The following is a 21,148-nucleotide window of genomic DNA, read 5'->3' on the forward strand; positions in this document are numbered from 1 at the left end:
GATTAACCTTTATTCAAGATCAGCCAGTGAGACTGGTCTGAACATCAGAAACTGGAAGAAAAATTAGGTGAAAAACCTGAATAAAAACTCGGGGTTTTGACTAAGCAAACACCCCGAGGAATTTTAAAAAATACGAATTTCGACTAGTTTAACATAAGTCGAACAGAATTAACGATTCTGCCAAATGCTTAATGCACCCTTTCGTGTTGCAACATAGAGTTGATCATCAATCACACGTAAAGTACGTACTTCACCAGACGTCTTCGCACGACCGATCAATTCACCTGTCGCAGGGTTCAGCATGTGCAATACGCCATCTAGATCACCGACAATCAAGTCTTGGCCCAACATCACAGGATTACTCAATTGGCGGTTCAGCAGGCTGTCATTTTCCCAAAGCTTTTGACCCGTGCTAATTTCATAAGCCACTAACTTGCCGTCAGTTTGCGCCACAAATACACCATTACCCACCACTTCAGGGCGCTGCGTACTGCTTGAGTCTTCACTCCACACCACCTGCTGTGAAGCCAAATCTGTCATGGTCACTTGACCTTGATAGCTGGTCGTAATCAAGTACTGGCCTGCTACTACAGGATCACCATCAACATCATTCAAACGTTGAATATCGGAACGACCATCCGACACAGCCACACGGCGCTGCATACGTGGCACACCTGTGAGCACATCTAAAGCATAAACATAGGCATTAGCTGAAGAAATCAGCACTGTACGCGCATCGACAGGAACAGGCGCTGCATTACCACGTAAGCTAAGTTGTACATTCGGTAAGTTATAGGTCCACACTTGCTGACCTGTTACCAAATCATGCGCAAAAACAGTGCCATCATTACTTACAGAAATAACACGACCAGCTTGAATCAACGATGGCGCAAGAAGTGCACCCGTTAATTGTGCTGTCCATTTTTGCTCACCAGTTGCTTGATCTAAAGCAAACAACTGACCTTTGGCGTTACCTACAATGACATGACCATCGGCAGCCTCAACACCTGAACTCAAGCCTGCTTTAGATACTTCTTTCTGCCATAGTTTTTGTTTACCTTGATATGCCGTCACTAGACCTTTAGGGTCAAGTGCAAAAACTACACCGTTGTCTGCATCTAAGCGTAAACGTAAAGGATCAGCAGTCGAAGTTGAAGACACACTTTGAGAAAATACAGGAGTCAGAGTTTTCGCCTGCGTCAGTTTTGGAAGTGGATTCGGCTTAACTTCTTCTACTTTTCCGCTACTTGCACAACCCGCAAGTGCTAAAGTTAATACTGTTAATGCGCACGAAATTTTGTATTTTCTATTCATTCAGTTTCTTCCGCTGCTGTTTCTATAAGTGGACGTTCGATTTCAGGATCATCAACTAAAATACCAACACTTTCGAGTTTAATTTGTAAAATTTGGCGTTCTTGTTTACGTTCAACCAACTGATCCCATGCACTTTGGTAGGCTTTTTTCGCATTTTCGATGTCATTTTTAGCCACATAGACATCGCCCAAAGCTTCATCGGCTGTCGCTTTAAAAGCAGGATCTTTTACCAATGCGAGGTTTTTAATCGCATCATCAAACTTCTTTTGCGCCAATTGTGCATACGCTAAACGCAATTTCACAATTTGCACTAAGCCGTCGTCATCCACTTTCGAGTTTTCAACTTTCTTCAACGCTTTTTCAGCACTGGCATAATCCGCTTTGTCATAGGCCAATTTTGCCATTAACAATTGCGTTTGAATGGCTTGCGCCGAATCTGGTGCTTCTTTCACAATTTTGTCCGCAGTTGCAGACAAGGCTGTAAATGCATCACCTTGCGTTGCACGTGCTTCATCCATCAATTGCTGAACTTTAGCCGTGTTCATTTGGTTCTCGGCCAAAGTTTTCTTCTGCCAGTATTGCCATCCAAAAAAGGCAATCAGCGCAATTAAAATCCCACTAATAATGGCTGAACCATATTTCTTAGTGAAAGACTTTAAACTATCAAGTTGCTCATCATCACTTAATGCGCTCATGTGACTACCCTTTCCTTATATTTTGGCTTATTTTGAAGAAAATTTTTCAATCATAAATGGCACGATGTCATCCACCGCAACCAAAGTTTGTTCAGCTGTTGCCAACTCTTTTACGGCAAACTGCGCAGCTTCTACCTCACGCTCACCCAAAATGAGGGCAAACAATGCACCAGACTGATCCGCTTTTTTCATTTGCGACTTCATTGAACCATGTGAACCAACTTTCAAACGAAGCGTGCTTGATGCAGCATCTAACTGGTTACGAATCTGTTCTGCAAGTACCAAAGCTTTGCCTTGAGAAACAGGATCTGCCAACAAAAACATTTCGCAGTCACGTACAGGTGTGGCGTCTTCGACTTGTTCAAGCAATAACAATAGACGTTCCATGCCCATCGCAAAACCAACTGCAGGTACAGACTGATCTGCCTTGCCTTTAAGCTGACCCACTAAGCCATCGTAACGACCGCCCGCACAGACTGTGCCTTGTGAACCCAAATGCGTGGTGGTCCATTCAAAAACTGTTTTGTTGTAATAATCTAAGCCACGCACCAGTTTTTGATTAATCACGAAGCTCACACCTGCATCGGTTAAATACTGCTGCAAGGTTGCAAAGTGCTGTAGCGTCTCTTCCTCCATAAAGTCATGCAACTTCGGCGCATTTTCTAAAATGGCTTGGGTTTTTGCATCTTTAGAGTCAAGGATACGTAGTGGGTTGGTGGTTAAACGACGCTGTGAATCTTCATCCAAATCATTTTTATGTGATTCTAAGAACTCCACCAATGCCGCACGGTAAGCTGCACGCTCATCAGACTCACCGAGAGTATTCAACTCAAGTTGAACTTTATCTGCTACACCCATGCGTTTCCACAGACGTGCCGTCATCAAAATCAGCTCAGCATCCATATCTGGGGTTGCCACACCAAAGGTTTCCACGCCAAATTGGTGGAACTGACGGTAACGACCCTTTTGCGGCTTTTCATAACGGAACATCGGCCCGATATACCAGACACGAGGCGTTGCACCGCGAAGCAAGTTATGCTCCAGCATGGCACGTACACAGCCTGCTGTCCCTTCAGGACGTAAAGTCAAAGACTCAGGCGGATTACCTTTGTCCAAGAAGGTGTACATTTCTTTTTCAACGATATCCGTTGCATCACCAATTGAACGTTTGAACAAATTGGTTTGTTCAACAATAGGCAAACGAATTTGCTGGTAGCCATACGCATCCATCAATGATGCGAGATGCTGTTCAAGACGTCTCCACGCTGGTGTTTGTGTAGGAAGAATGTCATTAAAACCTTTGATTGCGACAATTGAACTCATGATGAACTACGGATGATCTCTTTAGATTTAGCTTCTTCAAGCTCTGAAACACGCTGACGAACCATCGTTTCGATTTCGTCAACCAACTGATTTGTGTCAATTAAATGGCTCTTTTCACCATTACGATACACCAGTGAGCGTGGACTTGCACCAACTACACCAATATCGGCTTCTTTGGCTTCACCCGGACCATTCACTTTACACCCAATCACCGACACATCCATTGGGGTACGAATATCTTCTAAACGCTCTTCTAAGGCTTGCATCACTGAAATCACGTTAAACTCTTGACGTGAACAGCTTGGACAAGCAATGAAGTTAATGCCATTTGAGCGAAGACTGAGTGATTTTAAAATATCAAAACCAATCTTAATCTCTTCTTCAGGTTCCGCTGCCAAGGAAATACGCATGGTGTCACCAATGCCATCCAACAACAAACCGCCCAATGCAATCGCAGACTTCACTGAACCCGTACGGTAAATTCCAGCTTCCGTCACACCCAGGTGTAACGGATTATCAATTTGCTGTGAAAGTAGGCGATAAGCATCCATGGTTAAAAACACATTGGATGCTTTCACTGAAACTTTGAATTCGTGAAAATCTAAACGATCTAGAATATCAATATGGCGCATCGCCGACTCAAGCAAAGCCTGACCTGTTGGCTCACCATATTTCTTTTGAATATCTTTTTCCAGTGAACCTGCATTCACTCCAATACGCATAGAAATATCGTTATGGCGCGCTGCGGCCACCACTTCACGAATTTTTGCTTCAGAGCCAATGTTCCCGGGGTTAATCCGTAAACAGTCCGCACCCAAGTCCGCAACACGCAGTGCAATCTTGTAATCAAAATGAATATCTGCAACCAACGGCACCGATGAACGCTTACGAATTTCACCAAAAGCCTCTGCTGCTTCCATCGTCGGTACAGAAACACGCATGATGTCCGCACCTACATCTGCACAGCGCTGAATTTGCGCTAGCGTTGCTTCCACATCACAAGTTTCAGTATTGGTCATACTTTGAATGCTGATGGGTGCATCGCCACCGACATAGACTGAACCTACACGAATCTTACGAGTAGGCTTGCGTTTAATTGGATTTACAATCATTGCTTTTCCTTGATCCCATTAACGTGACAAGCGGAAATCTGCTTTTCCACCGACGGTATATGGTGACAATGAAATACTTTCATTATTTAAGCTGAGTGACACAGCAGCAGCATCATCGATACGAATCTGAAAAGGTGTCTCGCCAGCAAGCTCAAGTGTAGAGGCTTGACGTCCTGTTGCCAGTACTTTCCCAGTTGAATCGACAATATGTACAGACGTAGGACGATTGAACTCAAGTTTCAACTGATCCCCTGTGGTTGCAGCAGCCCCATTCATATTGATGATTTGTACATCAGATTCTGTCTGCGGAGTCGCAGTCTCATCTGTACTGCCTGACCAATTCTGAATCATGCCGAACAACGCTGCTAAAATCGCAATTACAACAATCGCAATCAGTCCACGTTTTAACCATTTACGGTTACGGTCACGGTTAGAACCGGGTAATTTACCCATGATTTTAATCGGTGAATTATTCAATGCGTGATTTGGCAAGAGCCCCGTATCATTGGCATAGATGTCATCAAAACGCTGAATAATCGTAGTAGCATCCACTTTTAGGAACTTCGCATAAGTACGATAGTAACCCTTAATGAAGGTCGCTTCTGGAAGCACCGTATATTCGTCCTGCTCAAGCGCAGTTAAAGTCTTGAGTGGAATATTCAACTCTTTGGCAACATCGCTTAATTCACGTTTTTGTGTAATACGAATTTGACGAAGATAATCACCCGGACGTTGGATATTTCCTAAAGCATTGCTAGAACCATTCGATTGTGGTGAATTAGGATTTACTTCCATACGGCCTCAGTAGTGTACTGTAATTGCAAATAACGTTTGTATTCTTGACTGTCTGGATACAATGCACGTAGCTGGTTGACCAGTACTTGCGAACCCATCGTGTCATGATTTGCTCGCGCAATTCGGATCCCAATCCAAAGCGCACGTGCATCTAAGTTTTTCTCGCCAACCGCTCGCACAAACTGTTCATAGTACTGCGTAGCTTCAGCATTTTGCTGACGTAAATATGAAATTTCCGCCATTTCGATCATGGCAAGATAGGCACCTGAGTTTACCTGTAGGGCTTGTTTAAAAGCAGCTTCTGCTTCCGCCACTCGACCTACTTGTATATACGCACGACCTAAATTTTCCAATGCTCGATAACGTTGATCATACCCTAAAGTTGAACCTGCAACTTGAAGTTGATCAATCGCGTCATTATAACGCCCAATTTGATATAAATACGTACCGTAGTTGTTACGAGCCTGTGCATTTTTTGGCTCAGCCGCAATTGCATGCTTAAAATAACGCTCTGCCTTTTCCACATTTTGCGGACTGCCTTCACGCTGTAACAATACGCCCATCATCATATTTGCAGATGCATCACGAGAGTCGATGTCTAATGCCTGATCCAATGTGCGTTTCGCAGCATCGTAATCATTCGACTTAATATATTCAGCCGCCAATTGCGTTCTAACTTGTACTGCTTTACTTGGATCACCTTTCGTATTCACGGTTTGGCAACCCACCAAGTACCACACTGACACACCCAGTGTCAGCGCAAGGTAAAGTTTAGAAACGGGTTTTTTCAATTGGCATCCCTTTATATTATCCTTGTGAACGTAGAATCTCGTTTTTCTCTGCTACTTTCTTTTTCCACTGCTCAGCACGACGTGTTCGATCAGCCACTTGTCCAACCAATTGTCCGCAGGCAGCATCAATATCATCACCACGCGTTTGACGAATCGTACACACAAATCCAGCATCAGACAAAGTTTTTTGGAAAGAAATAATGCGGTTGCGACTTGAACGACCATAAGGCGCATGTGGAAATGGATTAAACGGAATTAAATTAATTTTACTTGGTAAGTTCTTCAACAGTTTAATCATCTGCTGCGCATGCTCAGGATGATCATTCACCCCATCCAACATCACATATTCAATCGTGACATGCTTACGTGCACTTTCATTACCGTCTTTAGCGATATAACGCTGACATGCTGCAATCAGCTGTGCCAATGGATATTTTTTATTGATTGGAACCAATTCATTCCGTAGTTCGTCATTTGGCGCGTGTAGGGAGATTGCCAATGCAACATCAATATCTTGTGCCAATTGATCAATTTTCGGCACCACACCTGAAGTCGATAAGGTCACACGGCGCTTAGACATGCCATAAGCAAAATCATCTAGCATAATACGCATTGAGCTCAAAACGGCATCATAGTTCAGTAATGGCTCGCCCATCCCCATCATTACGACGTTGGTCACCGAGCGCTCACGCTCAGCCACAGGCACATCTTCCATATAAGAATAGTTTGCAACCCATAGCTGACCAATAATTTCATCTGGGTTTAAGTCACGCTGAAAGCCTTGTTTACCGGTTGAACAAAATGAACAATCCAGTGCACAGCCTACTTGAGATGAAATACATAAAGTACGGCGCAAACCACTGCGATGTTCAGCAGGAATCAATACGGTTTCAACCAAAGAACCTTCGCCCTCACCAACACGAAACACCCACTTACGCGTACCATCTTTAGAATAATTTTTATGCACCACTTCTGGCGCTTTAATTTCACAAAGTTTTTCAAGTTTTTCACGTAACTTGCCTGAGATATTGGTCATCTCTGCAAAATCAGTCACAAAAAACTGGTGAATCCATTTCATCACCTGTCCTGCGCGAAACTTTTTTTCTCCCATATCTTCGAAGAATTTTTCAAGCTGCGGACGTGACATGCCAAGTAAGTTCACTTTCGCAACAGAATTTTGCTGTGCAGGAGCGGATGGAGATTGTTGCTGTTCAGCCGAAACTGTAGAGACAGCGACCACTTCAGTACTCATGTGTATTACCTAAACCATGTCTAACGATGAAAGGAGAAGCTCAATAAACGAGCAGAAATTTATTCAGGGAATAAAAAAACCAGATAAGTATAATAACACTTATCTGGTTTGAATACTCCGAATTAACGAGTACGTGGAGCAATCTCAGTTTGAGCGAAGAAGTAGTTAACTTCACGATCAGCAGATGCTACAGAGTCAGAACCGTGAGCAGCATTTTCGTCGATGCTTACAGCGAAGTCAGCGCGGATAGTACCTGGAGCAGCTTCTTTAGGGTTAGTTGCGCCAAGGATTTCGCGGTGAGCAAGAACTGCGTTTTCGCCTTCAAGAACTGAAACAACAACTGGACCAGAAGTCATGAACGCAACTAGGTCAGCAAAGAAACCACGTTCTTTGTGCTCTGCGTAGAAACCTTCAGCTTCAGTTTGAGTCAAGTGTTTCATTTTAGTTGCAACGATTTGAAGACCAGCTTTTTCAAAACGAGCAAAAATGTCACCGATGTGGTTTTTAGCAACTGCATCTGGTTTTACGATAGATAAAGTACGTTCAATAGCCATGATTGGCTCCTTAAGTCAATGTAGACATGAAAATTTTGGCGCATTATACCGACATAATGCACAATTTTCTGCTTTTACTCTGTAAAAAGTTGCTTTTTTCGATGCAAGGATTATCGTGCTTCGTCAATCCATGCCATTTGAATTGCTTCAAGCAAACCTTCAGTCGACTTGGTCGGATCATCACTAAAGTCTGGTAAGGCACACACCCAAGCATGTAAGTCTGTAAAGCGAATCCACTGCGGATCGACATCTGGATGAGCTTCATACAACTCAATAGCAATATCAATAGTGTCTGACCAACGTAAGCCCATGGTGGAGTCTCATCACAATGTAGAAGATGCTGTACTGTAGCAAACTCTGAAATTTAAGCGCTAGTTTGTTTGAGATAAAACTGGGCTTTTTTTACAACGCGATATTTAAAAATGGTGCACTACAAATTAAAGTAACAGCTACCACCGCACCTATAGCCGCTCCCACCAACACATCACTTGGATAATGCAGCCCTAAAATCATGCGTGACGCGGCAACCAAAATAGTAAAAGGCAACATGAGCACCAATAAAATTGGCTGTACAAAGCCCAATAACGTACTGACCATCACCGCATGTAAAGTATGACCTGAAGGAAAACTAAAATGGTCAAGCGGTCGCTCACCCATTCGAATCACCTGATGTACTTGATAGGGTCTTGGACGAATAGTTTTGATTTTTAGGACTTTATAAATTAAGGTCCCGCACAATGAACCAAGAACCAAATACACGATTTGTAAACTGTAGACCAATCCTTGCAACAACCAAGTTAAAGCCAACATCGTATACCAAAAGATGCCATCTCCCAATCGACTGATCCGCTTAAAAAAATTGGCTACAGTATGCGAATGGGAAAAATGATTGAGATAAACACAGCCTTTTAAATCTAAATCTAATATTCTTATTTTTGCAGTTTTAAGATTCATACCACTTCTCCTTAACAACAATGTTGAAAGTTCAGCTGGAAAATCATTGTTATATGACGATTTAATTCATCAAAATCGCTTCTCGTTAAGCTCATATTAAAGGGTATTTTTGACAGTTTGATGATTTAAGTTAAAATCCATCGAAATTACCCAACTCATCTTTATCACTGACACTTTTAAAACAGCTATTGGTTAAGGTGCTGCCTTAATATTTGCCGCGTGATATAAGGCTTGCTCAAACTGTTTTACAGGATATTGCCAGCCCACACTTTCAATGTCTTGACGCGCTTGAGTTCCCATACATCTAAGCACCTTTTGCTCTGGCAACTGAATAATAGTTTGCATAAAGTGTGCCACTTGTCCAAAAGGACTCAACCACCCTGTTATACCTTGCTTGATATAACGCTGCGGACTGGCATAGTTATAGGCCACCACAGGTAAGCAACTAGCCATGGCTTCGAGTACCACATTACCAAAAGTCTCTATTTGACTAGCAAAAACAAAAGCATCTGCACTGGCGTAGACTTGAGCGAGTGACTGCCCTGTTAAGCTTCCCGTAAAAATAACATCTGAGCCATTTGCCATCTCAGTTAAGCGCTTGCGATCTGGCCCATCTCCCACAATCACCATTTTCAACTTGCGTGATTGCTGCTTCTTGATATTCAAGTAACTTTGAATGAGCACATCTACTTCTTTTTCCGGAGATAAACGTCCCACATATAGCAACACAGAAGTATTGGCATCTGCTTGCCAACGCTGACGCAATTGTTCTGAGCGATACTCTGGATGGAAGCGAGTTGTATCGACTCCTCGTCCAACCTCAACCAAAGGACAAGTCACACCAAAGGCCTGGAGTTGATTTAACGTCGTTTGACTCGGCACACAGGTGAGTACCGTATGGTTATGAAACCAGCGAAGATAACTTTCAATCGGTTTAACCAGTAAAGCCAAATCAAAGAAGCGACTAAAGTCATGAAAAGTTGAATGAAATCCACTTGATACTGGAATCTGATGCGCTTGAGCAGCATACAGTGCGGTCAGCCCTAGAGGACCTTCCGTCACAATATGGACCACATCTGGCGCGAAGCGTTCAATCGCTTTGCTGACTTTCACATACTGTGGCATACCAAATTGCATGTTGGCATATTTAGGAATGCTCTTTGCCCAGACCAAACACTCCTGTTCTGCCTGAAAGTCGGTACATATGGTTTTTTGTATTGGGCGGATGAGCTGAATACGATGCCCCAGTTTCTGCAAACCTTTACACAGTTGTAATAAAGAGTTCGCAACACCATTGATTTCTGGTGACCATGTTTCTGTCACGATGGTTATTTTTAACTTGGGCTTGAGTGTTTCTTGAAGGATAGAGAGTTCTTGCTGAATATTATGCTGATGTTGTTGCTTGAGATAAAACCGCTGAGGTTCTGGGAAGTTGTGCTGTTTGAATAATTTTGTTGTCATTGAACCGATCATGCTATTCCAAACTTTTCTTATTTTCCTCCAAGTTTAGTTAAACTTTTTGACAGTTTGATGATTGAATGATGAAACTAACTTTACAACCCTTTATTTCAAATAGATCACCCTATTCATTTTTAATCAACCCAATATCTATTTCTTAATAAATTTTTCAAATTAAGCACGAAACAGAGGCCGACCCATTGCTTTCAATGGAAATCTATATCGTGAAAGATACGACATACACTTTGCATATAGCCCAATGCGATTAGCTCAAATAGATCATTATAATCCTCTATCTAAATGAATGAAGCCTAAAGCACCAGTTTCTAAATTTTTCAAACCAGCTCCAACACTGACATAGTTATATAAAATCATTGTTCTTATCTTTGTCTACGTTCTGAATATAAGGAATAAAAAAAGGAAAGCAATGCTTTCCTTTTTTTATAAGGTACAGAACCTTAGTTCTTCTCTTTATCTACGATCTTGTTTGCTTGAATCCAAGGCATCATCGCACGCAACTTACCACCTGTTACTTCAATGCCATGCGCTGCGTTTTGACGACGACGAGCAGTCATTGATGGGTAGTTCAACGCACCTTCGTTAATGAACATCTTCGCGTATTCACCAGATTGGATACGTTTAAGTGCATTGCGCATCGCTTCACGAGACTGTTCATTGATTACTTCAACGCCAGTTACATATTCGCCATATTCAGCGTTGTTAGACACTGAGTAGTTCATGTCCGCGATACCGCCTTCAAACATCAAATCAACGATTAGCTTAAGTTCGTGTAAGCATTCGAAGTAAGCCATTTCAGGTGCATATCCTGCTTCTACCAAAGTTTCGAAGCCCATTTTCACAAGTTCTACTGCACCACCACAAAGAACTGCTTGCTCACCAAATAAGTCAGTTTCAGTTTCTTCACGGAATGAAGTCTCGATAATACCTGTACGACCACCACCTACACCAGAAGCATAAGAAAGTGCTAGGTTACGTGCATTACCAGACGCATCTTGATGAATCGCGATTAAATCAGGAACACCCGAACCACGCTGGTATTCAGAACGTACTGTATGACCTGGGGCTTTTGGTGCAACCATGATTACGTCAAGATCAGCACGTGGAACCACTTGGTTATAAAGAACAGAGAAACCGTGAGCAAATGCTAACGTTGCACCTTCTTTGATGTTTGGCTCAATCACGTCACGATAAAGTTGTGATTGGAACTCATCTGGAGTCAAGATCATGACTACGTCAGCTTGAGCAACTGCAGCAGGAACTTCAGCAACTTTAAGACCTGAATTTTCAGCTTTTTTCCAAGAAGTAGAACCAGCGCGTAGACCTACAGTTACGTCTACACCAGAATCTTTAAGGTTAAGCGCGTGTGCGTGACCTTGTGAACCGTAACCAATGATCGCTACTTTCTTAGATTGGATGATAGATAAGTCGCAGTCTTTATCGTAAAAAATTTGCATTGCTGTCTCCGCTAAAATGCTTGGTATTCTGTAATTCCATCAAGGGGTTTATTGTTTGATGAAATCCTCCTCTTTCTCAAAAGGAGGTTGAATCGTGTTAATGAATTAAATGGTTAAAACTTTTTCGCCACGCGCGATGCCTGAAACACCTGAGCGTACAACTTCTAGGATGGTGTTTTCTGCTAACGCATCAATAAAACCATCAATTTTTTCAGTCGTACCCGCGATTTGAATGGTGTAGGTCGTTGGGGTAACATCAACAATTTGCGCACGGAAAATGTCCGCAGTACGTTTAATTTCAGCACGTGCTGAGCCAAGTGATTTGACTTTAATCAACATTAACTCACGCTCAATGTGGGCACCTTCAGACAGGTCAACCACTTTCACCACTTCAACCAATTTGTTGAGCTGTTTGGTGATTTGTTCAATTTTATGGTCATCGCCATAAGTCGTTAATGTCAAACGAGATAAGGTCGGATCTTCGGTTGGTGCAACATTTAAAGTCTCAATGTTATAACCACGTTGAGAAAATAAACCCACCAACCGAGAAAGCGCACCAGCTTCGTTTTCTACAAGTACAGAGATAATGTGTCTCATGACGTGCGCTCCCCTTTACCTAACCACATATCTTGCATTGACTGACCTGCAATAAGCATTGGATAAACATGCTCTGTACGGTCAACCATCACATTAATAAATACGCATTTATCGTTGATCGCCATTGCTTCAGCAAGCTTCGACTCTAGCTCATCCGCATGGTCAATTTGAATGCCAACATGACCATATGCTTCCATTAATTTAGGGAAGTCAGGTAATGAATCGATATAAGAACTTGAGTGACGTCCTTCATAGTTCATATCTTGCCACTGCTTCACCATCCCTAAAGCTTGGTTATTCAAGCAGAGGATTTTTACGTTTAGGCCATATTGCTTACAGGTCGAAAGCTCTTGGATACACATCTGAATCGATGCTTCACCCGTGATACACACCACTTGTTGGTCAGGGAAAGCCAATTTCGCCGCCATCGCATAGGGTAAACCAACACCCATGGTGCCTAGGCCACCTGAGTTAATCCATTGGCGTGGACGTTTATACTTGTAATAGTTCGCACCAAACATTTGATGCTGACCTACGTCAGAAGTAATGATCGCATCACCATTGGTGATTTTATCCAACGCTTCCACCACTTGTTGTGGTTTCATTACGCCGTTTGCACCAGACTCATAACGCATACCATGAACTTTACGCCATTCATTGATTTGCGCCCACCAAGCAGCGATATCTTCAGGATTTGGTTTAGACACATTCATCTGCTTGAGCTGTGTCAACATTTCTTGAAGGACAGGTTCTACCGCACCCACGATCGGGATATGCGCCATGATGGTTTTTGAAATCGTCGCAGGGTCGATATCAATATGAATCACTTTGGCATTTGGACAGAATTTTGCTGGGTTATTGGTTACACGGTCATCGAAACGCGCGCCGATACACAAAATCACATCAGCATTGTGCATGGTCATATTGGCTTCATAAGTACCATGCATACCCAACATGCCAATAAACTGCGGATCATTGCCAGGAAAGGCACCAAGCCCCATCAAGGTATTGGTGACTGGGAAGCCCAAAATATGTGCCAATTCAGTTAACTGTGCAGAAGCATTACCTTGTACCACGCCACCGCCAGTATAAATCACAGGACGTTTAGCGTGAATCAACTCTTCAATCGCTTTACGAATTTGACCTGAGTGACCACGATGCGGCGGTTGATACGAACGCATCTTCACTTTTTCTGGGTATTCGTAAGCAAATTTCTCAGCAGGATTGGTTGCATCTTTTGGAATATCGACCACAACTGGACCTGGACGACCAGAGGCTGCAATATAAAATGCCTTCTTAATAATCGAAGGAATTTCGCTGGCATGGCGCACTTGGAAACTATGTTTTACGATCGGACGAGAAATACCGACCATATCTGTTTCTTGGAATGCATCTTCACCAATTAAATGTGACGCAACCTGACCAGACAAAATCACCATTGGGATTGAGTCCATATAAGCCGTTGCAATTGGCGTCACAGTATTGGTTGCACCCGGACCTGAAGTCACGAGGACCACACCCGTCTTACCTGTTACGCGTGAATAAGCATCTGCCATATGACCGGCAGCTTGTTCATGGCGCACGAGGTAATGATTGATTTTGTCTTGTTGAAAGAACGCGTCGTAGATATGTAAAACTGCGCCGCCTGGATATCCAAATACATGTTCAACGCCTTCGTCCGCCAATGCGCGAACGAGCATTTCACCACCAGATAAAAGTTCCAACGTGATTCACCCTAATCTTTATCACTGCAATGGTGGAAGGCACCAGCAGTGTTTCATTCATTGATTGTCTGCACTGTTATAGCACACATATTTCTTAGTTTTCATAGCAATAGGAAAAAATTCTGATCTGTATGCTGTTTGAGCAATATGAGATCTAAAACGTGTTGGGATAAACACATTTTTTTACTTTGTTCACGGTCTCGGCTAGAAAGCGTGTCCATTGCATGAAATGACACTTTATCGAAGGGTGATCGAGTAAAGGCATATAAAACTAAAGACAGCATTTTTAGGAGTTTCGTGACTAAAGTCAAGTTTAAAAATTAGCTTTTTTTTGTTTATTTACAGAGCGTTTATTTTTTATTCATCACGGACAAACAAAACTGAGCTGCTTTTTCTTGGTTTTTTAGTGCAAAAACAAATAGATTTCTATTTCACTGAATTTATTAATAAAAAAACATAATAAAACCCATAAATAAGTTTAATAAGATATTCACCCAAATTTAAATCCAACATCTATCTCAGATTTTTTCAGTTTTAAATATAGTTCAGCATTTGTTCATCAGGTTTTAGCATAACCTTCTTATTTTCATACTGTGCCATAACGCATATTTCACGCATTAAACTGAGGATTTGACCTGCAAAATATTTCAAAAACACAGATGAAAAAATGCATCAAACAATGCTTATTGTTCTAAAATTGGCATAAAATAACGACAACGATAAACCCGATAGAAACCAATGACTCCGGATATAAAAAGGACAATGGTAGATGAGTATTCAGTTTGCAAAAATGGCAGCATGTTTGGTGGGGATGGGGCTTGCAATAGGCAGTACACAAAGCTTTGCCAAGACGTATTATAAGTGGGTTGATAGCCATGGCTCGACACATTACACCACGACACCTCCACCCAAAACAGCAAAGAAAAAAGGCAAAGTCGACACCTATGGTTGGAAAAATTCACCACAAGCTGCGTCATCGGAAGCACCGCCAGCTGCCAATATGCCGAATACCGTACCAGCTCCGCTCAATGCTGTACCGAATACTGCCCCAGCAGCACCAGCGGTTGAGTTAGAAAATCAACGACGTGAAGCGAATGAAGCACTTCAACAAGGCCAACAAGTCCGCCCTGCGGTTTAATCATTCCGTACGGTTCCAGATTTATTTTCAGCTTGTTTAATTTCCTGCACAAAACATAGCGCAAAATTCACTTTTAGGTGCATTTTGCGCTATGCTGTGCAACAAACTTTTTAACCATTGTTCTACATACGTATATGACTACTCACATTGACCCTGAATATCAAGCGAGCGCGATTGAACCTACCGTCCAACAAGACTGGGAAGCTCGTAAAGCCTTTAAAGTTGCCGACTCTGTAGAAGGTCCACGTCGTTATATTCTCTCGATGTTCCCTTATCCAAGTGGCAAACTGCATATGGGTCATGTGCGTAACTACACTATTGGTGATGTCATCAGCCGTTTCCACCGTCTCAAAGGGGAAACTGTCCTGCAACCTATGGGTTGGGATGCTTTTGGTTTACCTGCTGAAAACGCTGCGATTGCACACCAAGTTGCACCTGCGAAATGGACCTTTGAAAACATCGCATATATGCGTGACCAATTAAAAAAATTAGGTCTATCCGTCGATTGGGATCGTGAATTTGCAACGTGTACCCCTGAGTACTACCGCTGGGAACAGTGGTTGTTCGTGCAACTTTATAAAAAAGGCCTTATTTACCGCAAACTTTCAACAGTAAACTGGGATCCTGTGGATCAGACGGTACTGGCCAATGAACAAGTTGAAAATGGTCGTGGCTGGCGTTCAGGTGCATTGGTTGAAAAACGTGATATTCCAATGTACTACTTCCGCATCACCGACTATGCACAAGAATTATTAGACGATTTAGACACATTAAAAGACGGTTGGCCACAGCAAGTCTTGACCATGCAACGCAACTGGATTGGTCGTTCACAAGGGATGGATATTACCTTCCCTTCTGCAAATCCTGACGTATATGCAGATGGCTTAACAGTATTTACAACACGTGCTGACACCTTAATGGGTGTGACTTATGTTGCTGTTGCAGCAGAACATCCAATGGCGCTGAAAGCTGCGGAAAATAATGCTGAACTTAAAGCATTTATTGAAGAATGCCGTATGGGTTCTGTGGCTGAAGCTGACCTTGCCACTGCTGAAAAGAAAGGCATGGCAACAGGTCTGTCTGTAAAGCATCCTGTCACTGGCGAAGCAGTTCCTGTTTGGATTGCCAACTACGTGTTGATGTCTTATGGCTCTGGCGCAGTGATGGCTGTACCTGCACACGACGAACGTGATTTTGAATTTGCCAATAAATATGGCTTAACCATTAAACAAGTGATTGATGCTCAAGGTGCAGACGATGCAGACTTTGATGCTGCACAATGGCAAGAATGGTACGGCTCTAAAGAGGGTAAATTGGTCAATTCTGCTGAATTCGACGGTTTAGACTTTCAAGCAGCTTATGATGCGTTCCTTGCGAAATTAGAACCAACAACTCTTGCAAGCACCAAAGTTCAGTTCCGTTTACGTGACTGGGGTGTATCGCGTCAGCGTTATTGGGGTTGCCCAATTCCAATGATCAACTGTGAAAAATGTGGTCAGGTTCCTGTACCTGAAGAGCAACTTCCAGTGGTCTTACCGACTGATGTCGTACCTGATGGCTCGGGGAACCCATTGAACAAGATGCCTGAGTTTTATCAAACCACTTGCCCAAGCTGTGGTGGTGATGCGCGTCGTGAAACTGATACTTTAGATACCTTTGTAGAGTCATCTTGGTACTATGCACGTTATGCATCTCCTGATTTTACTGATGGTTTAGTTAAACCTGAAGCTGCTCAAACATGGCTTCCAGTAAATCAATACATCGGTGGTGTTGAACACGCGATTCTGCACTTACTTTATGCACGCTTCTTCCACAAATTGATGCGTGATGAAGGTGTAGTACAAGGTAATGAACCATTTACCAATCTATTAACTCAAGGTATGGTTTTGGCAGACACTTATTACCGTGAAGCTGAATCAGGCAAGAAAACTTGGTTTAACCCTGCAGATATCGACCTCGAACGTGATGAAAAAGGGCGTATTCTGTCTGCGAAATACCAAGGTGATGGTCAGGACGTAATTGTTGGTGGCCAAGAGAAAATGTCGAAATCGAAAAATAACGGTATCGACCCACAAGCTATTATTAATCAGTACGGTGCAGATACGGCACGTGTGTTCATGATGTTTGCAGCTCCACCAGATCAATCACTCGAATGGTCTGATGCAGGTGTGGAAGGCGCAAACCGTTTCTTGAAACGTGTATGGCGTTTGGTTGCCAGCTTCCTTGAAAAAGGTAATGCAGCCTTTGCAATTGATACTGCTCAACTGTCTACAGAAGCACAAGACTTACGTCGTAAAACGCATGAAACCATTCAAAAAGTGGGTGATGACATCGAACGCCGCCATGCCTTTAACACGGCTATTGCAGCGATGATGGAACTATTAAATGCGAACAATAAATTTGAAGCGAAAAATGATAATGATGTTGCGGTTGCTCGTGAATCGATTACAACGCTTTTAACTTTACTTGCACCATTTGCACCACATTTAAGCCAGACTTTATTGGCTGAATTCGGACTGGACTTAACCAGCGTGTTGTTCCCGACTGTAGACGAATCTGCACTCACACGTAATACGCAAACGATTGTGGTTCAAGTGAATGGTAAACTGCGTGGCAAATTAGAAGTGTCTGTCGATACATCGAAAGATGAATTGCTTGCATTGGCTAAAGCCTTGCCAGAAGTTCAACAATTCTTGACAGGTCCAACCAAGAAAGAAATTGTGGTGCCAAATAAATTAGTGAATTTGGTGGTTTAAAAAGCTTTAAAACTCCTTCTTAGGTTCCCTCTCCTGAAGAATTGTTTAAGCACTGCTTTAAACAATTCTGCAAGTGAGGGCTAGGGAGAGGTAAACTCCCCTCATCCTAACCTTCTCCCTAAGGGAGAAGGAACTGAAAATGATAAACAAAACCCAAACAAAGCCCGTTGCCAGTCAACGGGCTTTGCACATACAATCACGGCATATTATTTTTCTTTTATAAAAAAGAGCAAACAGAGGACAACACATGCATTTAGGCAAACGTTTGGCAGCTATTGTTTTAACTTGTGGCCTAAGTGCGGGCTTGGTCGGGTGTGGCTTTCACTTGAAAGGCATCAATCCAAGCGCAACACCGATTGCTTATTCAAAAATGAATTTGGTGCTTCCGAAGAACACCGATGAATTGCATGAAAAATTGGCCATTTATTTAGGTGCGTCGGGTGTACAGCTGAGCAGTGGTTCAGATGCCTATGTGCTTCGCGTGCTAGATTATAAACCGCAGCGTTTAGAGTTGAACGGTAAACTGATTGAAGTATTATTACGCCTCAATGTCACCTTCCGTATTGAAGATGCGCAAGGCCGTCCAATCACTGAACCACGGACCGTAGTTGCAACGCGTAGTTATCAATACAACGTTGAAACCGTTAACACCGATGACCAAGAGAAAAACTATTTGAATCAAGTCATCGTGGATGATGTCGCGCAGCAAATTGTGCGTCAGATTTCATCGAACCGTCTACCACCTGCACAGCAGTAAGGTTTATTAACAATGAAACTTGACTATTTGCAAGCCTTAAAACGTGTCGATGAAGCTCGCGGTGTGTGGATTATGCAAGGTCAAGAACCATTGCTTGAGCAAAATTTACTGGATGCGTTTCGAGCAAGTTGGCAAAAGCAAGAAATTGAACGACAACGGCATGACATTAGCAATGTCAATGACTGGAAAAATGTCTTTAATGCACTCTATAGTTTGTCCTTATTTTCAAGTCAGCTTGCCATTGAAGTTCATGGCAATATTAAGCCCGATGCTAACGCTTTAAAGTTGCTAAAAAGCTATATCCAAAACAATGAACAGAACTTGCTTTTGGTGGTGATGCCAAAACAGGACAGCGCCAGCCTAAAAACGGGCTTTTTCCAAACGGTTGAAGCCAATGGCGTGCATGTTGCCCTGACCGCAAATTATCCGCGTGACCGTCAGCAGATTTTAAGCATTGAAGCAGATAAGCTTGGGGTTAAACTGAGTCAGGATGCATGGCAATGGTTAGAACAACACCATGAACACAACTTACTCGCAGCTAAAAATAGCTTAATGCGTGTCAGCGACACCTTTGCCGAGGTTGAGCTGATTCAGATTGATCATTTACATGCCTGCTTACAAGACCAGTCCCGCTATAGTACTTTCGATTTGAGTGATGCTCTGCTCGAAGGCAATCTGGCGCAATCGATTAAAATTTACCAATACCTGATTGCCTCAGGTGAACCCCTTAGTCTGATTTTGTGGAGTATCAGTAAAGAAATGCGTTTACTCATGCAACTGTTTGAGCAACCGCAAAATGCACTACAACTGGGGATTTGGAAGAATAAAGTCAGCGTCTATCAACACGCCTTACGTCGACTGAACCCGCAGTGCTTTTTAACGTGGCCCAGTCTCCTGCTTCGCATTGATGCTTCGATTAAAGGTTTGGGGCATGAAAATGCTGAACATGTCGTGATGCAAGCCATTGCAACGCTGTGTGGAAAGTCACTCTTTCCCGCTTAAATTACCGCAACGAGTCTTTTAAAAATAATAATCATTTCTATTTGTTCAAAAAATTCACGATTTATCCGTATTTCGCTTTTATACTATCTGCAATTCTGTTTACTCCCTGATTCCAATGCAAAAAATAAAAGCTGTCAAAATGGTTATCGCGGTACTCTGTGTTGCCGTACTTGCTTATGTCGCGTGGACATATTTCAAACCAAAACAAGAACAACCACAGTATATTAGCGAATCCGTCACTCGTGGTGATCTTGAAAATACGGTATTGGCGACAGGTACTTTAGATGCAACCAAACTGGTGAGTGTCGGCGCACAGGTCTCAGGTCAAGTACAGAAAATGTATGTGCAACTGGGCGATGAAGTTAAACAAGGTCAATTGATTGCGCAGATTGATTCAACCACTCAAGAAAACAGCTTTAAAACAGCAGAAGCCAATATTAAAAATTTGCAAGCGCAGCGTCTACAACAGGAAGCCAGTCTTAATGAGGCGCAACTGGCATATAAGCGTCAACAGCAAATGTATGCGCAAGATGCCACATCAAAAGCAGAATTAGAATCGGCTGAGGCCAGCTATAAAACAGCACAAGCACAAATTAAAGCGATTGATGCACAGATTGAATCTGCAAAGGTGACTAAGTCGACCGCGCAAACCAATATCGGATATACCCGCATTGTGGCACCGACTGATGGTACCGTGGTGGCGATCGTGACTGAGGAAGGTCAAACTGTAAACGCCAATCAAAGTGCGCCGACTATTGTTAAAATTGCAAAATTACAAAATATGACCATTAAGGCGCAGGTCAGTGAAGCGGACATCATGAAAGTTGAAAAAGGCCAACAGGTGTATTTCACCACTTTAGGTGATGACAGCAAGCGTTATGCTAACCTACGTCAAGTTGAGCCCGCGCCAGACTCGATTACCGATGAAAGTACCACCAGCACATCAACCAGCACCGCAATTTACTACAATGCTCTATTTGATGTACCCAACCATGATGGCAAGCTACGTATTGATATGACTGCACAAGTCTACATCGTGCTCGATTCTGCAAAAAATGCGTTATTAGTCCCTTCTTCTGCAATTTCAACTCGTCCTGCAAATGCAAAGCGGAACAGCGGTTCAAATACGCAAGCAGCGTCATCGACACAAAGCAAATCGGACTCAGACCGACCTCAAGGTCCGCGACTTGAACGTCTGAATTTAAATGCAGCGCAACAACAATTGGTCAAAGAAGGTAAAGCTACGCTGAGCGTAGTCCGTGTCTTACAAGCGGATGGCTCAGCTCAACCCAAACAAATTTTGGTGGGTATCAATAACCGCGTCAATGCACAAGTGCTGGCAGGCTTAAAAGAAGGCGATCAAGTGGTGATTGCAGACAGTTCGGAGAATACTGCCGCTTCTGCCAATAGCAGCAACCGCCGTCGTAACAGTCCACCAATGGGAATGTAAG

19 protein-coding genes are annotated in these 21,148 nt (G+C 42.8%); 5 read left to right on the top strand and 14 right to left on the bottom strand.

The genetic code is table 11. The features are described 5' to 3' along the window. Positions 1-168: 168 nt before the first annotated feature. The 14 genes from bamB to AC4CUX_RS04500 all read right to left on the bottom strand — a co-directional run bounded on the left by bamB (position 169) and on the right by AC4CUX_RS04500 (position 14,044). A complete protein-coding gene (gene bamB / locus AC4CUX_RS04435; RefSeq protein ID WP_058951638.1) occupies positions 169-1,314 on the bottom strand; it encodes an outer membrane protein assembly factor BamB in 1,146 nt (381 codons plus the stop codon). Continuing rightward, positions 1,311-2,009 carry a YfgM family protein gene (locus tag AC4CUX_RS04440; RefSeq protein ID WP_178928279.1) on the bottom strand — a complete coding sequence of 233 codons (699 nt, stop codon included), beginning with the start codon at positions 2,007-2,009 and terminating at the stop codon, positions 1,311-1,313. Before AC4CUX_RS04440 ends, bamB begins: the two co-directional genes overlap by 4 nt. Positions 2,010-2,036: 27 nt before the next feature. Further along, positions 2,037-3,332 (bottom strand): histidine--tRNA ligase, encoded by a 1,296-nt coding sequence (gene hisS / locus AC4CUX_RS04445; RefSeq protein WP_178928280.1) that lies wholly within the window; start codon positions 3,330-3,332, stop codon positions 2,037-2,039. Continuing rightward, on the bottom strand, positions 3,329-4,444 hold the full coding sequence (gene ispG, locus AC4CUX_RS04450; RefSeq protein ID WP_004697677.1) for a flavodoxin-dependent (E)-4-hydroxy-3-methylbut-2-enyl-diphosphate synthase: 1,116 nt from the start codon (positions 4,442-4,444) through the stop codon (positions 3,329-3,331). The genes hisS and ispG overlap by 4 nt, the downstream gene beginning before the upstream one ends. An 18-nt stretch (positions 4,445-4,462) precedes the next feature. Further along, positions 4,463-5,239, bottom strand: a complete 777-nt coding sequence (locus AC4CUX_RS04455; RefSeq protein ID WP_062031311.1) for a helix-turn-helix domain-containing protein — start codon at positions 5,237-5,239, stop codon at positions 4,463-4,465. After that, positions 5,230-6,030, bottom strand: a complete 801-nt coding sequence (gene pilW, locus AC4CUX_RS04460) for a type IV pilus biogenesis/stability protein PilW (RefSeq protein ID WP_062031315.1) — start codon at positions 6,028-6,030, stop codon at positions 5,230-5,232. Before pilW ends, AC4CUX_RS04455 begins: the two co-directional genes overlap by 10 nt. A gap of 16 nt (positions 6,031-6,046) precedes the next feature. Then, positions 6,047-7,282: a dual-specificity RNA methyltransferase RlmN gene (gene rlmN / locus AC4CUX_RS04465; protein ID WP_004697671.1), complete on the bottom strand. Its 1,236-nt coding sequence runs from the start codon at positions 7,280-7,282 to the stop codon at positions 6,047-6,049. A gap of 122 nt (positions 7,283-7,404) precedes the next feature. Next, entirely contained in the window at positions 7,405-7,836 is a 432-nt protein-coding gene (gene ndk / locus AC4CUX_RS04470) for a nucleoside-diphosphate kinase (RefSeq protein WP_004983508.1), read from the bottom strand. Positions 7,837-7,946: 110 nt separating this feature from the next. Beyond that, positions 7,947-8,147, bottom strand: coding sequence for a Fe-S cluster assembly protein IscX (gene iscX / locus AC4CUX_RS04475; protein WP_004697668.1), 201 nt, complete (start codon positions 8,145-8,147; stop codon positions 7,947-7,949). A 91-nt stretch (positions 8,148-8,238) separates the two neighbouring features. Then, complete coding sequence (locus tag AC4CUX_RS04480; RefSeq protein ID WP_178928282.1) at positions 8,239-8,790, bottom strand: phosphatase PAP2 family protein; 552 nt, start codon at positions 8,788-8,790, stop codon at positions 8,239-8,241. Positions 8,791-8,982: 192 nt separating this feature from the next. Continuing rightward, entirely contained in the window at positions 8,983-10,263 is a 1,281-nt protein-coding gene (locus tag AC4CUX_RS04485; RefSeq protein ID WP_178928283.1) for a glycosyltransferase family 4 protein, read from the bottom strand. Positions 10,264-10,706: 443 nt separating this feature from the next. Next, positions 10,707-11,723 (bottom strand): ketol-acid reductoisomerase, encoded by a 1,017-nt coding sequence (gene ilvC / locus AC4CUX_RS04490; RefSeq protein ID WP_004983494.1) that lies wholly within the window; start codon positions 11,721-11,723, stop codon positions 10,707-10,709. Positions 11,724-11,828: 105 nt separating this feature from the next. Continuing rightward, positions 11,829-12,320: an acetolactate synthase small subunit gene (gene ilvN, locus AC4CUX_RS04495; protein ID WP_004697653.1), complete on the bottom strand. Its 492-nt coding sequence runs from the start codon at positions 12,318-12,320 to the stop codon at positions 11,829-11,831. Further along, the gene (locus AC4CUX_RS04500) at positions 12,317-14,044 is read right to left on the bottom strand and encodes an acetolactate synthase 3 large subunit (RefSeq protein WP_035327125.1); all 1,728 of its coding nucleotides are present in this window, start codon (positions 14,042-14,044) and stop codon (positions 12,317-12,319) included. Before AC4CUX_RS04500 ends, ilvN begins: the two co-directional genes overlap by 4 nt. 769 nt (positions 14,045-14,813) lie before the next feature. Between AC4CUX_RS04500 and AC4CUX_RS04505 the strand changes: the two genes are divergently transcribed. From AC4CUX_RS04505 to AC4CUX_RS04525, 5 genes are all read left to right on the top strand, one after another. Further along, a complete protein-coding gene (locus tag AC4CUX_RS04505; RefSeq protein WP_159151791.1) occupies positions 14,814-15,182 on the top strand; it encodes a DUF4124 domain-containing protein in 369 nt (122 codons plus the stop codon). 134 nt (positions 15,183-15,316) lie between these two features. Then, entirely contained in the window at positions 15,317-17,938 is a 2,622-nt protein-coding gene (gene leuS / locus AC4CUX_RS04510; RefSeq protein WP_178928284.1) for a leucine--tRNA ligase, read from the top strand. A gap of 247 nt (positions 17,939-18,185) precedes the next feature. Beyond that, positions 18,186-18,695, top strand: a complete 510-nt coding sequence (locus AC4CUX_RS04515) for an LPS-assembly lipoprotein LptE (RefSeq protein ID WP_062031226.1) — start codon at positions 18,186-18,188, stop codon at positions 18,693-18,695. 12 nt (positions 18,696-18,707) lie between these two features. Further along, complete coding sequence (gene holA, locus AC4CUX_RS04520) at positions 18,708-19,697, top strand: DNA polymerase III subunit delta (protein WP_178928285.1); 990 nt, start codon at positions 18,708-18,710, stop codon at positions 19,695-19,697. 115 nt (positions 19,698-19,812) lie between these two features. Beyond that, positions 19,813-21,147 carry a MacA family efflux pump subunit gene (locus AC4CUX_RS04525; RefSeq protein ID WP_178928286.1) on the top strand — a complete coding sequence of 445 codons (1,335 nt, stop codon included), beginning with the start codon at positions 19,813-19,815 and terminating at the stop codon, positions 21,145-21,147. The last annotated feature ends 1 nt before the right edge of the window (position 21,148 follow it).

The organism is Acinetobacter sp. 231_lipA (assembly GCF_058243005.1).

Bases quoted from the DNA above. Each gene is read 5' to 3' on its own strand.
- bamB (WP_058951638.1), bottom strand. From the start codon at position 1,314: ATGAATAGAAAATACAAAATTTCGTGCGCATTAACAGTATTAACTTTA.
- AC4CUX_RS04440 (WP_178928279.1), bottom strand. From the start codon at position 2,009: ATGAGCGCATTAAGTGATGATGAGCAACTTGATAGTTTAAAGTCTTTC.
- hisS (WP_178928280.1), bottom strand. From the start codon at position 3,332: ATGAGTTCAATTGTCGCAATCAAAGGTTTTAATGACATTCTTCCTACA.
- ispG (WP_004697677.1), bottom strand. From the start codon at position 4,444: ATGATTGTAAATCCAATTAAACGCAAGCCTACTCGTAAGATTCGTGTA.
- AC4CUX_RS04455 (WP_062031311.1), bottom strand. From the start codon at position 5,239: ATGGAAGTAAATCCTAATTCACCACAATCGAATGGTTCTAGCAATGCT.
- rlmN (WP_004697671.1), bottom strand. From the start codon at position 7,282: ATGAGTACTGAAGTGGTCGCTGTCTCTACAGTTTCGGCTGAACAGCAA.
- ndk (WP_004983508.1), bottom strand. From the start codon at position 7,836: ATGGCTATTGAACGTACTTTATCTATCGTAAAACCAGATGCAGTTGCT.
- iscX (WP_004697668.1), bottom strand. From the start codon at position 8,147: ATGGGCTTACGTTGGTCAGACACTATTGATATTGCTATTGAGTTGTAT.
- AC4CUX_RS04480 (WP_178928282.1), bottom strand. From the start codon at position 8,790: ATGAATCTTAAAACTGCAAAAATAAGAATATTAGATTTAGATTTAAAA.
- AC4CUX_RS04485 (WP_178928283.1), bottom strand. From the start codon at position 10,263: ATGATCGGTTCAATGACAACAAAATTATTCAAACAGCACAACTTCCCA.
- ilvC (WP_004983494.1), bottom strand. From the start codon at position 11,723: ATGCAAATTTTTTACGATAAAGACTGCGACTTATCTATCATCCAATCT.
- ilvN (WP_004697653.1), bottom strand. From the start codon at position 12,320: ATGAGACACATTATCTCTGTACTTGTAGAAAACGAAGCTGGTGCGCTT.
- AC4CUX_RS04505 (WP_159151791.1), top strand. From the start codon at position 14,814: ATGAGTATTCAGTTTGCAAAAATGGCAGCATGTTTGGTGGGGATGGGG.
- leuS (WP_178928284.1), top strand. From the start codon at position 15,317: ATGACTACTCACATTGACCCTGAATATCAAGCGAGCGCGATTGAACCT.
- AC4CUX_RS04515 (WP_062031226.1), top strand. From the start codon at position 18,186: ATGCATTTAGGCAAACGTTTGGCAGCTATTGTTTTAACTTGTGGCCTA.
- holA (WP_178928285.1), top strand. From the start codon at position 18,708: ATGAAACTTGACTATTTGCAAGCCTTAAAACGTGTCGATGAAGCTCGC.
- AC4CUX_RS04525 (WP_178928286.1), top strand. From the start codon at position 19,813: ATGCAAAAAATAAAAGCTGTCAAAATGGTTATCGCGGTACTCTGTGTT.